General features: G+C 55.6%; 12 protein-coding genes. 1 reads left to right on the forward strand and 11 read right to left on the reverse strand.

Annotation, left to right across the window (positions count from 1 at the left end):
- Position 1: 1 nt before the first annotated feature.
- From urtB to RZA33_RS05375, 7 genes are all read right to left on the reverse strand, one after another.
- Positions 2-1,618 (reverse strand): urea ABC transporter permease subunit UrtB, encoded by a 1,617-nt coding sequence (gene urtB / locus RZA33_RS05345; RefSeq protein WP_317506818.1) that lies wholly within the window; start codon positions 1,616-1,618, stop codon positions 2-4.
- Positions 1,619-1,710: 92 nt separating this feature from the next.
- A complete protein-coding gene (gene urtA, locus RZA33_RS05350; protein ID WP_317506819.1) occupies positions 1,711-3,072 on the reverse strand; it encodes an urea ABC transporter substrate-binding protein in 1,362 nt (453 codons plus the stop codon).
- 429 nt (positions 3,073-3,501) lie between these two features.
- Entirely contained in the window at positions 3,502-5,028 is a 1,527-nt protein-coding gene (locus RZA33_RS05355) for a tripartite tricarboxylate transporter permease (RefSeq protein WP_317506820.1), read from the reverse strand.
- Positions 5,028-5,480, reverse strand: a complete 453-nt coding sequence (locus RZA33_RS05360; RefSeq protein ID WP_317506821.1) for a tripartite tricarboxylate transporter TctB family protein — start codon at positions 5,478-5,480, stop codon at positions 5,028-5,030. The genes RZA33_RS05355 and RZA33_RS05360 overlap by 1 nt, the downstream gene beginning before the upstream one ends.
- Entirely contained in the window at positions 5,480-6,481 is a 1,002-nt protein-coding gene (locus RZA33_RS05365; protein ID WP_317506822.1) for a Bug family tripartite tricarboxylate transporter substrate binding protein, read from the reverse strand. The genes RZA33_RS05360 and RZA33_RS05365 overlap by 1 nt, the downstream gene beginning before the upstream one ends.
- Before the next feature lie 201 nt (positions 6,482-6,682).
- Positions 6,683-7,414, reverse strand: a complete 732-nt coding sequence (locus RZA33_RS05370; RefSeq protein WP_317506823.1) for a response regulator — start codon at positions 7,412-7,414, stop codon at positions 6,683-6,685.
- A 31-nt stretch (positions 7,415-7,445) separates the two neighbouring features.
- Positions 7,446-9,134, reverse strand: coding sequence for a sensor histidine kinase (locus RZA33_RS05375; RefSeq protein ID WP_317506824.1), 1,689 nt, complete (start codon positions 9,132-9,134; stop codon positions 7,446-7,448).
- A gap of 183 nt (positions 9,135-9,317) precedes the next feature.
- Here RZA33_RS05375 and RZA33_RS05380 point away from each other — a divergent pair, with 183 nt between their 5' ends.
- Positions 9,318-10,016: a DUF481 domain-containing protein gene (locus RZA33_RS05380; protein WP_416337848.1), complete on the forward strand. Its 699-nt coding sequence runs from the start codon at positions 9,318-9,320 to the stop codon at positions 10,014-10,016.
- Positions 10,017-10,054: 38 nt separating this feature from the next.
- On the opposite strand, the gene RZA33_RS05385 is transcribed toward RZA33_RS05380, so the two are convergent.
- The 4 genes from RZA33_RS05385 to RZA33_RS05400 form a co-directional block, all read right to left on the reverse strand.
- Positions 10,055-10,801, reverse strand: a complete 747-nt coding sequence (locus RZA33_RS05385) for an outer membrane protein OmpK (RefSeq protein WP_317506826.1) — start codon at positions 10,799-10,801, stop codon at positions 10,055-10,057.
- Positions 10,802-10,875: 74 nt separating this feature from the next.
- The gene (locus RZA33_RS05390) at positions 10,876-11,646 is read right to left on the reverse strand and encodes an ABC transporter permease (RefSeq protein ID WP_317506827.1); all 771 of its coding nucleotides are present in this window, start codon (positions 11,644-11,646) and stop codon (positions 10,876-10,878) included.
- 27 nt (positions 11,647-11,673) lie between these two features.
- Positions 11,674-12,456, reverse strand: a complete 783-nt coding sequence (locus tag RZA33_RS05395; protein WP_317506828.1) for an ABC transporter ATP-binding protein — start codon at positions 12,454-12,456, stop codon at positions 11,674-11,676.
- Between the two features lie 2 nt (positions 12,457-12,458).
- Positions 12,459-13,517, reverse strand: a complete 1,059-nt coding sequence (locus tag RZA33_RS05400) for an ABC transporter substrate-binding protein (RefSeq protein WP_317506829.1) — start codon at positions 13,515-13,517, stop codon at positions 12,459-12,461.
- Between the last annotated feature and the right edge of the window lie 29 nt (positions 13,518-13,546).

The raw sequence follows: 13,546 nt of genomic DNA on the forward strand, positions 1-13,546 counted from the left end.
CTTAGCCCTCCGCAGCCCGGCCCTTCTGCGGGAAGAGTCCACGCGGGCGTTTTTGAATGAATAGGATAATAAAGACCAGCACGATAATTTTGGCCAGCACCGCACCTGCCCAGGGTTCCAGCACCTGGTTGATGACCCCAAGCGATAAGCCAGCGACCAGCGTACCCCACAGATTGCCCACGCCGCCGAACACCACCACCATGAAGGAGTCGATGATGTAATTCTGGCCCAGGTTAGGGCCGACGTTGGTAAGCTGAGAAAGCGCCACCCCGGCAAGCCCCGCCACGCCGGAGCCCAGCGCGAAGGTCATGATATCCACACGCGTCGCGCGAATGCCCATGGAGCGTGCCATGGCACGATTCTGAGTGACAGCACGCACCTCAAGCCCCAGCCGAGTGCGGCGCATGATCAGCATCAGGCCTGCAAATACCACCAGCGCGAAGCCAAGAACGTACATACGGTTGAGCGTTAGCGACAGCGCATCGTTCACCACCAATGAGCCACTCATCCACTCCGGCGTAATCACGGTGCGGTTTTGCGGTGAAATCACCGTGCGCACTAACTGCTGCAGAATCAGGCTAACGCCAAACGTCGCCAGCAAGGTTTCCAGCGGGCGGCCTTTGAGGAACTGGATAACGCCACGCTCAATGGCAACCCCCGCCAGGGCGGCGACCAGGAAGCCCGCGGGAATCGACAAAACCAGCGCCAACCCCGGCTGGCCTGGCAACAATTGCTGCATCGCCCAGGTGGTGTAAGCCCCTAGCATCATCAGCTCGCCGTGGGCCATATTGATCACGCCCATGACGCCAAAGGTGATCGCCAGGCCAATGGCGGCGAGCACCAGCACCGAGCCCAGACTTAAACCGAAATACAGGGTTTCCAGGCCGCGGTTAATTTTAAGCTGCTGCTCAATGCCCGCCAGAGAGGCCGCAGCCGCATTGGCGACCACCGGGTCATCGCTGTTGGCCGCCCGGCTTAACGCCACGCGAGAGCGTGGGTGCAAGCTGCCATCCAACGCTTCAACGCCAGCCATTTCGCCCTCTTCAGCGCGATAAATCGCTACCGCTTGAGTGAGACGATAGCGCACCTGGTCGTCTTCTTCTTGCTCAATCAAGTCGTTAAGGACCGGGACTAACTCACCGTCGACTTCCCCTAACAGGCGCTCGGCCGAGGTGCGGCGACGCTCAACGCTAGGCGAGTAGAGGTCAACCACGGCGATGGCGCTGCGTAGCTGATTACGCAGGGCGTTATTGATCCCGATACGGTCCAGCTCGCGACGCGACATCTCGCCAAGTTCTTCGCCAGTTAGCACATCGGCCACTGGCCAGTCGCGGCCACGATTCTCCAATACCAGTACAAAGCGGCCGTCGTCGGTACGCTGTAGGCGGCCGTCCAGCAAGGCCTGCAGCCAATCACGGGCGCGCTCGTCATCGCTTTGCAAAATAGCGGTGATCGCCTCGCCTTTGGCAGCGTAAGACTCAACGTCCAGCGCTTCTAACAGTTCAAGCGCGGCGGCATCATCGGGCGAATTGTTCGTCTCGGCGTCTTGTGCCTGCGCGTTAAGCGTTATGCCCAACAACAGTAAGCCCAATAGCCCTAAGGAAAGGAAACGCCTCATGGGGTTCTTCCTTTGGTTATCTAAGAGGGAAAGATAGCGTGCTCCTTGCCGCGCCAACTATTAAAAGCACGGCGCGGCAAGGGGGTTATGTTTTACTCAGCGAGTGCTGCTTCGGCTTCTTCTGCTGCGGTGCTGCCACCGCACGAGCCGTTAACAACGTTAAAGTTGCCGCATTCCATGGGCTTGCGCCAATCGGCAATTAGGTCGCGCGAACCCGGCAGGTAGTCAGACCAAGCGTCACCCGCCACGGTAGACGGCGTCTGCCAAACGATATCGAACTGGCCGTTGTCCTGAATTTCACCAATCAGTACCGGCTTAGTGATGTGATGGTTGGGCATCATCGCCGCATAGCCGCCAGAAAGGTTGGGCACGGTTACGCCGATAATGGCGTCTTTAACGCTATCAACATCGGTAGTACCCGCTTTGCGAACCGCTTCGGCCCACATATTGAAGCCAATGTAATGCGCTTCCATGGGGTCGTTGGTGACCGCCATATCGTCGCCGGTGTACTCAATCCAAGCGTCGATAAAGTCGTAGTTTTCATCGGTATCGACGCTCATAAAGTAGTTCCAGGCGGCCAGGTGACCGACTAGTGGGCCTGTATCAATACCGGTAAGCTCCTGCTCACCTACTGAGAAGGCGATAACCGGGATATCAGCCGCATCGATACCCTGGTTGGAGAGCTCGGTATAGAACGGTACGTTAGCGTCGCCATTCACCGTAGAGATAACCGCAGTTGGCTTACCCTCTTCGCCAAAACGACGTATTTCCGCCACGATGTTCTGCCAATCGGAATGACCGAACGGAGTGTAGTTAACCATGATGTCCTCGTCGGCGATGCCGTGCTCATCTTTGAGGAAGGCTTCGAGGATACGGTTGGTGGTACGCGGGTAGACATAGTCGGTACCCACCAGCGCAAAACGCTCGATACCCACTTCATTGATCAAGTACTCCACCGCTGGGATGGCCTGCTGGTTAGGCGCGGCGCCGGTGTAGAAGACATTTTCCGAAGACTCTTCGCCCTCATACTGTACCGGGTAGAACAGTAAGCCATTGAGTTCTTCAACGACTGGCAACACGGATTTACGCGACACCGAGGTCCAGTTGCCAAAAATCACGTCCACTTCTTCTTGCGCTAGAAGTTCACGGGCGCGTTCAGCAAACAGCGGCCAGTTAGACGCAGGGTCTACCACGACGGCTTCCAGCTGACGGCCCAACAAGCCACCGGCTTCGTTCTGCTGTTCGATCAGCATCTCGACGGTGTCTTTGAGCACGGTTTCACTGATCGCCATGGTGCCGGAGAGGGAGTGCAGGATACCGACTTTGATGGGGTCATCGTCTTGGGCGATGGCCTGGGTGCTGGCGCCCATGATGGCAGCGGTGAGCAAAGCGGTCGCGAAACGGCCACTTGAAAGGAAGGGGCGAGGGTGTGTCGAGCGTTTGAGAGTGTTCATTATTAATCTCCTTGCACCCCTTATGGCTGGGGTTTGTTATGACCGGGGCTTGATGATTGGCTTCGCACTTGGGGTGGTTGTATTAGCTCCCCAACACGTCCACTAGCCATTAACACCTGCAAGGGGTGCGCCAGATTGGCACAAAGTTGCTTTATAGCTATTTAATCAGCCACTTAATAATCGTCCGCAAATCTCGACCTCCTCCATATGCACCAAAATAAGGCGCAGAAAATCAGCTAAAGCACCCTCCCAATGCACCAATAAGATTCGGTGCACCAATTAGATACCCAGGCTTTTAAAATACATAACAGCAACCCATTGATTACTTATCAGTTACAAATATACCCTTTGTTGCCAGTCAAAACGGAAACAAAAAGAAGCGCCGACTTTCGTCGGCGCTCCGTTGCTCAACATTGCTTCTTTAAGTATTTAATCGCTTTCAGGCGAACCTGAATTGGGGGTTGCCTTCATACCACGACGCAGGAGAGGACCCACAATATAAGGCAAGATCAAACCCAGTCCAGCAAAGACCCAAAGGCCGATAGCCAGACCGCTATCCCATAGAATCATCCAGTCACCATCGGAGAGTTCCATGGCATGGCGCAGGTTCTTCTCCATCTCAGGCCCTAACAACAAACCAAGAATCACCGGCACCAGCGGAATTTCCAGCTTGCGCAGGACGTAACCGCCCACCCCAAAGGCCACCATGAAGTAGAGGTCAAAGATGGTGTTACTGATCGAGTAGATACCCACGAAGGCAATCATCGTGACGATCGGCAACAGGTACATCGGCGGTACGGACAGCAACTTGACGAAGATGCCCACCAACGGAATGTTAAGAACCAGCAGCAAAAAGTTACCGATCAATAGCGCTGCTATCACGCCCCAGACGATGTCGGCATTCTGGGTGAACATCAGCGGCCCAGGTGTGATATTGAGTGAAATCAACAACGCTAAGAGTACTGCGGTAGTGCCACTACCCGGCACACCTAGTGTCAACATAGGGACTAAAGCACCGCTCGAAGCGGCGTTATTGCCAGCTTCAGGAGCCGCCACACCGCGTGGATCACCAGTGCCGAAAGCGCCTTTCTTGCCTAGCACCCGTTTTTCAAGGGTATAGCTGATGAAACTACCCAACGAAGCACCGGCACCCGGTAGCACACCGGCGACAAACCCCAGCACCCCACTGCGGAAACTGGTCGGAAGAATGTCGCGGATATCCTTCCAAGAGAGTGAAAGTTTATTGACTTTCATCTTTTCCTTACCGCCACCGGCGCGCTCTTCAATGAAGAACAACAGCTCGGAGATAGCAAATAAACCGACGATAGCAATGATAAAGTCCACACCTTCAAAGAGTTCTAGCACGCCGAAGGTGTAGCGCTGTACCCCAGTATTATCAATCCCGACGGTAGCGATCATCAGGCCGATACAGGCGGCGACCACCGTTTTGACAGGGTTCTTGCCGGTGATACCGCCCAAGGTGGCAAACGCCAGAAGGAAGAGCGCGAAATATTCTGCCGGGCCAAATGTTAGCGCGAAATTAGCCAGCAGTGGCGCCAGCAGGATCAAACCAACAGTAGCGATAAGACTACCGATAAAGGAGGCCACGGCAGAGATTGCCAGCGCTTCGGACGCCTTGCCCTTTTGGGCCATAGGATAGCCGTCCAGGCAGGTCATCATGGCCGGTTCATCGCCGGGAATATTCAACAGAATCGATGAGATACGCCCACCGTACATGGCACCTGCATACACTGAGGTCAACATGATCAGAGCGGTTTCGGGCGCAAGCCCCAAGCTGAATGCCAGTGGAATCAGGATAGCCACACCATTGGCTGGGCCTAATCCCGGCAAGGCGCCGATCAAGGTACCTAGAAAAGCACCCAGTAAGGCGAACATTAGGTTATGAGGCTGCAGAGCAACGCCAAAACCATCCATCAGATAACCTAGCGTTTCCATCAGTTCACCTCCAGGAACGACAGCAGCCCCAATGGCAAGGCGAGATCCAGTGCAAAGCTAAATAGAAAGTACACCACCACCCCGGAGACTGCCCCAGTGATGTAGGCGTTGACCGGGCGGGCGCCCATACGCCAGCAAAGCGTTCCCACGGCAAGCGTAGTGCTAATAATAAAGCCCAGCGGCTGAAGCAGCATGGCGTAAAAGATCAGCACCACCACAGCGATGATCAGCTCGATACCGGTACGGCTCCAAGGCCAGGCGTTATCGGGATCAGGGCGTACAATCAGATACAGGCTAGAAATTGCCAACACTATGGCCAGCAACTTCGGAAAAGTGTCAGGACCAACGGCTTCGGCCCCGCCAAACGGCTCTGGGAACTGAGTGGCGCCCCAGCCATATGCGATGGCCAGGACGATCATCAAGACCCCAAAGATGCGGTCATTGAAGGTCATTACTGAATCAATCCAATATCTTTAGACAGCTGCTCGATGTCATCGATCTGGTTGTGAACGAAGTCTTCAAACTCACCTGCGGTCATGTGGAAGGGCATCAAACCGTTCTGTTTCATGACATTCTGCCATTCTTCGCTCTGGTAAATGGTGTCCATGGCGTCAGTCCAATAGGCTTCAGCCTCCTCAGAGATGTCCGCCGGCATGTAAAAGCCACGCCAGTTGGGGCCCAGTGCGTCAATACCCTGCTCACGGGCGGTGGGAATATCAGCCAGATCACCTGGCAGGCGCTCTTCGGAGAGTACCGCAAGCACACGCAGGTCACCGGATTCCATAAAGCCTTGCGCCTCGGTGATATCACCGGTGAAGGCATCAACATGCCCACCGATCACCTGGGTCAACGCCTCACCGCCATTGTTGTAGGAAAGATACGCAATGCGCGGAAGGTTCTCGACGTCAGCTGCCTGAGCGGCAATCAGCACCTTAAGGTGGTCCCAGCCGCCTTTGGCGCTGCCGCCAGCGAACTTAACGCTGCGCGGGTCTTCCTTGAGCGCGTCCATCAGTTCATTGAGGTCATCGATCTCGGAATCAGCGGCCACGGCGATAATGCCGTAATCCGCGCCCAGCGCACCGACCCAGTTGACCTGATCGGCATTCAGCCCTGGGAACTGTCCTTGAGCCAGGCGTGTAGTGGTGGCCGTGGACGCCGCAACCAACAGGTGGTCGTCGCCAGCGCGCTTGCTGACGGTATGGGCAAAAGCGACACCGCCACCGGCACCGGCCATATTAATAGTCTGCACATTCGCCGGAACCAAATCGAGCTCCTGCATGACGTTACCTACGCTACGGCACGTAAAGTCCCAGCCGCCGCCAGGGTCGGACGGCGCAATACACTCGACCTTGCCTTTAGGCTCGAAAGCGGCGGCAGAGCTAGCAAAAGTGGTAACAGCCGCTAGCGGTAAAGCCAACAGGGTTAGGTACTTAAAGGAAGACTTGAGGATCATGGCGTTCTCCACGTATCAGTGTTGTTGTATAGGTGCGGTTGTATTGAAGTTGTTGTGTGAGGCTGTCTTATTATGAGACTGCACGCCGCAAACGTTAGAAGACCATGCCCTTAACCGACAAGCTTGTGCGCATAAAAGGCAAAAAGTTCTTTATGGGCATTTTGTTCATTTTGTTCACGCCGATTGACTTACAACAGGCATTTATAGCCCATTAAGCCACTCGTGTGCCGCCTCCAACAGCCGATAGCGACGCTCGGGCCGTCCTACATCACCATAGCCTAGCTCAGCACTCACCGCCTGCTCGGCGACTAAAAACTCCAGATAGCGGCGTGCGGTTGAGCGGCTGGCGCCCATGGTTCGTGCCATCTGCATAGCGGTGAGCGAGTCGGGGGCGGCAGCCAGGGCATCAATCACCCGGCGCAGCGTCAGTCGGTCAATGCCCTTGGGCAGGGCTTGAGATTTTGTCCGCGACGTTTCGACAGGCTGTAGGCGCGCCAGTACGTGATCCAACTCATCCTGGCTCATTTCCCCCTGGCACGCTAGCGCTTCACGCTCGCGACGAAAACGCGTCAGCATTTGGGTCATCCGCGCAGCTTCAATCGGTTTAATGAGGTAGTCAAACACACCGCCGCGCAGCGCTTCGCTGATGGTTTCTACTTCACGCGCGGCAGTCACCATAACGATATCCACATGCACATAGTCACGGCGAATCGCCCACAACAGCTCCAAGCCTTCCACGTCGGGCAGGTAGGCATCAAGCAAAATCAGCTGGATGCTGGCGGCGTGGTCCGCCATTATCGACTTCGCCTCGCTTGCATTGCGCGCCATGCCCACCACATAAAAACCTTCGCTCTGCTCGATAAAGGCCCTGTGGATATCAGCGATGCGAAAATCGTCTTCCACGACCAAAATGCCGTATTGCATCGCAGACATTGCGCTCCCCCTAGCCATTGTGTGCATTGTTCTAAGTATGCTGTGAGTGTTGCTGACACAGCGAGCGATCAAGCGCGGCGATAAAACACGCGCCGCCTAACTCGCTTTCTTCCAACGTTACGGCACCGCCATGCTGGCGGCACAGCCTGGCAACCAACGCTAAGCCAATGCCCTGATGCTTACCCGCTTTGGTTGAAAAGCCTTCCTGGAATATCGACTCGGCGTGTTCGGCTGGCACGCCCGGCCCATTGTCCTCGACTTCAATCAGCAGCTGCTCGCCTAAGTCAGTAAAAAACAACCGTACTTTAGGTTCCGTGCGGGGCCCATTCAACGCCGCATGGCAGGCATTATCGAGCAAGTTACCGACCACGCTCATCATCACCTCTTGCCCGGTGGGCGTGAGCGGATAGGCGAGCGAGCTTTGCGGGTCAATGTCCAACGTCACCCCCAACTCCCGGGCACGGGTTAGTTTACCCAGTAGCGTGCCGCTAAGCACGGCATCCGCCACGTTGCGCATTAGAAAACTCATCTGTGCTTGAGCACGCTTGGTTTCCTGATGGATCAGCGCCAAGGCTTCATCAATACGTTGTAACTGCAGTAACCCGGAGATGGTATATAGCTTATTGGAAAACTCATGGGCCTGGGCACGCAGCATATCGACATCGCGGCTAGCCTGGGTCAGCGCTTGGGAGAGATCGACAATTTCACGGCGGCTGCGGAAGGTGGCCACCGCGCCCTCAATTTCGCCTTCATGCAAAATGGGCACACGATTGACGACTACGGGGTGATCACCCAGCCACATTTCCTGGTCAAATTCCTGCTCGCCGCGCCTGAGCACCTCCAGTAGCCGCGAGTTGGGTACGACCTCACGAATGGGTTGGCCAAGCAGCACATGCTCGTCGGCTAAATTGAGAAAACGCCGCGCCTGCTGGTTGACCAGGGTGATATGTCCCTCGCGGTTCACCGCCAGAATACCCTCATGGATGGACTGCAAAATAGCCTCTTTTTCCATGGCTAGGCGGGCGATTTCGTAGGGTTCCAGACCTAAAATAACCTTTTTAAGATGCTGCGACAGCCAGTACGCACCGGCAAAGCCCAGGCAGATCATCAGCGTCACTAGCAGCCAACCGAAGCTGGTATGGCGCGCCACGTCCATCGCTACGCGATCCATCATGAAGCCGACGGATACAATGCCGATGATATTGCCCTCTTCATCCCATATCGGCGCTTTTCCGCGCATAGCGGTGCCCAATGAGCCGGTCGCCTCAGACACATAGAATTGGCCGTAAATCAGTGCTTGAGCGTTATCGCCCCCCACCATTCGCTGTCCTATCCGCTCCGGCACGGGGTGTGAGTAGCGGATACTTTGGGCGTTGCCCACGACCACATAGCGAGCCCCCGTTTCATGGCGGATTCGCTCTGCCAGCGGTTGAATAATCGCGGAAGGATCGTCCATCCCAAAGGCATTGATCACTTGCGGCATCGACGCTACCGTTTTAGCCACCGCTAACGCGCGCTCGCCCATCTGGTGGCTAATAATTTCCGCCTTGCGATGATTGAGATAGGTGCCCTGGGCCAGTAGCATGCCTGTCAGCAACAGCCCGACTAACAGCATCACCTGAAGGCGAAAGCTGCGTTTATACCAGCTGCGCCTTGCCCGGTTGCGGCGCTTACGCTGCAGGTCGGCCAAGGTTAACGTTCGGGGGCGTGAAACGGTCATAAATACACTCTAATGCGTGACAGCAGCATTATGACACGCGCCAGCAAACGACGTTAATCGCCGTCACTTTGTGTCATCGTTCGCTGATATAATGGCCGGATGCCTTACTCAAGGAGGGATGTTGTGGCAATCGTTGTGGCAATCGTTCGATGGACGCTCGTGCTAGCTTGCTGGCCGCTATGGATGGCGACCGCTTATGCTTACCCGTTTTACGGCCCTCCCCCACCGCCTGAAGATGCCCCCGTGTTCAGCGGCAGTGCCGAGCTTGGCTTTACCCACTTAACCGGCAACACCGATAGCCAAACGTTGATTGGCAAGGTGCTATTAACGTGGCTGACCGGCAACTTCACCTATTCACTGCGCGGTGAAGTGCGCAACGTGAGCAAAGACGGCGAAACCAGCGCCGAGCAGTACTTGCTCTCCGTGCGCGAGCGCTATGAGCTAGATGGCCCGCACTACTTGTTTGGATTTGCCCGCTGGGAGAAAGATCGTTTTGCGGGCTACGACCAGCAGCTTTCAGCCATTGGTGGCTATGGGCGGCAAATTTTAGACGGCGATATTCACACGTTGTCGCTAGAAGCAGGCCCTGGCTACCGTGACGATCGCCTGCGCGATCACGATGATTACCGCTTGGCGGTGGCCTATACGGCGCTGGATTACCACTGGGTTTTTTCTGATTACGCCGATATTCAGCAGGAGATGTCGGTGGAGTATACCGACCAGAACACGACTTCTCGATCACTAACGGCGCTCACCGCGCGGCTTAATTCGAAGCTGTCGTTACGCTTATCCCACGAGATAAAACACAACTCTCAACCACCTGACGACACCCGCAAGCGCACTGACACGACCACCAGTGCGTCCTTGCTCTATCGTTGGTGAGTGCTGGTAGCGCCTGAGCAGCACTACCAGTTAATGCCTTAAAAGTGGAATTTCACCAACGCGCTAACGGCGCTTTCGGTATCCATCACGTTGTCAGCCAAACCATATTTATTCTCCCAGTAGGAGTACTCGATTCCCGCATAAAGCACACCTGGATGGCCCCGGTAATGGCCAAGATCAAGCTTAAACTGCGGATTGAAATGGAACTCCGCGTCATGATCCGAGGCGGCCGATGAATAGTCGATATAGCCATCGAATAAAAAGCGCGATGCGCCTAATTCAAATGGCGCGCCCCAGGTGAGGGTAAGCTGTAAATCATCGGCTATTTCGCTATTATTGACATAATAAAACGTGCTGTTGAAATATTGGGTACCCGGAACGTCCCAGGCAAAACTAATGCCCGTAAGGATATTGGTAGCATCATTACCGCCACCAAATTCGTACGTACCCGCCAGGGCGACATCTTTCATCGGCCCACGCTGCAAATTGACACCGCTAAGCCAGCCAAGACTAAGTGCCGGTGAAAACTCACCGTAGAGGTCATCGTCGCCGTCGGCCGACCCCCGCCCATGGTTACTATCAACAAATAAGAAGGTGCCGCCCCAGTCATGCGCGGTAACGTTCTCAAACGTTACGTAGGTGTCAGTACGCTCATCAGGCCCAAACGCTTCATATTGATCACTATAAAGCAGCGAAATACTCGAGTCTGAAAACAGTTTTTCAGCCGACGCCAATGGCGATATCAACATGGCAGCCGCCACACCGGCTGTGGATAAATAGTTCATACGTTCCCCCGAGGAAAATAGCTGGCTCAACGCCAGCGTTTAAGTGCCGCAGCGATACGATGTCGCCGCAGTGATTAGCGATTCTGGCCGCGGTGCGCCCAGCCGGTCATGCGCTTTTCTAATACCGCGAACAGTTCATACATCACCATCGCCATGGCGCTGATCACCAGCAGCCCGGCAAAGACCAGCCCCATGCGCATTTGCGAACCGGCACTCATCATCAAGTAGCCAATGCCCTGATTGGAGGCGACGGTTTCTGACACCACCGTTCCCACAAACGCCAGCGTAATGGCGACTTTTAGCGAGGCAAAAAAGTAGGGCAGCGAGCGCGGTAGACCCACTTTCAGCAACACATCCATTCTGCGTGCGCCCAATACGCGCAGTACGTCTTCCATTTCGGGTTCCAGGGTGGCTAAACCGGTCGCCACGTTGACCACAATGGGGAAGAAGCAAATCAAGAACGCAGTGAGAATGGCCGGCACCGAGCCAATGCCAAACCAGACGACCAGGATCGGCACGAAAGCCACTTTAGGAATAGCGTTAAAGCCCACTAAAAGCGGATAGCAGGCGTTATACAGAAAGCGCGACGAACCGACGATAAAGCCCAACACCAGCCCCACGGCAACGCCTATGCCAAAGCCGATCAATGTGGTCCAGAAGGTTTGCCAGGAGTGCATGGCGATAGGCCCGGCATACGTCACCAGCGCCTGAGCCGTCTCTAAGGCGCTAGGGAAGATAAAGCTGGGCACATCAAACACTCGCACCGCGACTTCCCAAATAACAACCAGCGCAACCACCGCGATCCACGGCGCCAATCGTTCAATTAACTGACTATTTTTCGTCATAAGTGCGCCTTTTATCAAGTGCGGGTATCAAGTACTACGTACTTCGCCAATTTGCGCCCGCAGCTCCTGCACCAAATCAATAAAGGGTTTTTGATAAGTGGTTTCCAGTGCACGGGGGCGCGGCAGCTCGATTTGACGACGTTCGATCACCCGGCCAGGGCGGCGGCTCATAATGTAGACGGTATCGGCTAGAAACGCCGCCTCGCGGAGATCATGGGTCACCAGCACAACGGTAAAGCGCTGTGCTTCCCACAAATCCCGCAACACGCACCACAGCTCTTCGCGGGTAAACGCATCCAGCGCACCAAAAGGCTCATCGAGCATCAGCAGGCGAGGCTGATGTATCAGCGCCCTGCAGATCGACGCCCGCTGCTGCATGCCGCCGGAAAGCTGCCAAGGGTATTGGTCTTCGTAGCCTTCAAGCCCCACGGTCTTAAGCAGCTTGCGCGCCCAGCCGACAAACTCTTCGCGCCGTTTACGAAACTGATGGCGGTAGGGTTTGACGATTTCCAGCGGTAGCAAGACGTTATCCAGGGTGGTGCGCCAGGGTAGTAGGTTAGCGTTTTGAAACGCCATGCCCGATATCTTTAGCGGCCCGGCGACCGGCTCGCCATCCACTTGAATCGCCCCGGTGGTAGGCGCATGCAACCCGGTACACAACTTCATAAAGGTCGACTTGCCACAGCCGGATGGGCCCACGAAAGCAACAAACTCGCCTTCGTGGATACTCAGGTTAATATCTTCGATGGCATTGCCCGACTCGTCGTAGGCCAAGCTCACGTCATCGAAGGTGACGAACGCTGCGGACATGCTTATTCGCCCTCGGCAGGTAACAACATGCGCTCTTCCTGGCTAGGTAAGTAGCGCGAGTTAAACACCTGATCGGGCGCAGGCACGGCGGGCAGGTCGTAGGCGTCGGCGACCAGCTGAATCGCCTCCTGCAAGCGTTCTTCGTCCACACCGCCGACACCATTTTCGCGGGCATCGAGGGTATCGACGACGCTATCCAAGGCGAGCTTTAGCCGCCGGGTTTCCATCACGACATCTATCAGGCCGTCGCGGTTTTTAACGTACTCAATGGCCGCTTCTGGATCGGCAATGGTCTCACCCAGCGCACGATTGAAGGCGCGTAGAAAGCCTTCCACGGCTTGCGGATTGTCTTCTGCGAATGATTCACTGGCGATGATGGCATTACCATAAAGCGGCACGCCGTATTCGGGGAATGGCATGATGGTCAGTTCCTCTTCACTCATCCCGCGCTCTTCAAGGTTGAGCAGGCTGGTGAAGTAGAAGCCGGTGATTGCATCTACATCGCCGCGGGTTAGCAGCGTTTCGCGCAGCGTCGGATCGACGTTTTGCCACTCCACCGCATCCGCTTTAAGGTCATTGGCAGCCGCGAAAACGCCCCAGGCGCGATAACCGGTATCAAAGGCCGGTGCGGCGATGGTTTTACCAGCTAAATCGGCCGGGCTTTCAATACCGCGGTCTTTGCGGGCAAATACCGCAGCGGGCGTGCCGTCATAGACGATGTATACACCTTGAATACCGGGACCATCGGGGTTTTCAGCGAGAAACTCGACCAGCGCATTAAGATCGCCAAAGCCCATTTCGTAAGCGCCTGAGGCAACTCGGTTAATCGCGCCTGCTGAGCCACTGCCAGAGTCGATTTGAACATCCAGCCCCTCGTCGGCGAAGTAGCCTTTCTCGGCAGCCATCAAAAACGGCGCGGAGGGGCCTTCAAAGCGCCAATCCAGCTGAAAACGTATTTGGGTGTCGTCGGCATTCCCCATGGCGGGTAGTAACAGCAAAGCCGCTGCGCAGCCAGCGAGGCGGTGCGCAGTAGACATGCGTAAAGAAGCGGTTGTCATCATCGTAAACATACCTTGTATACAAAATATGT

It is taken from the genome of Halovibrio sp. HP20-59 (assembly GCF_033052795.2).
GTDB lineage: Bacteria > Pseudomonadota > Gammaproteobacteria > Pseudomonadales > Halomonadaceae > Vreelandella.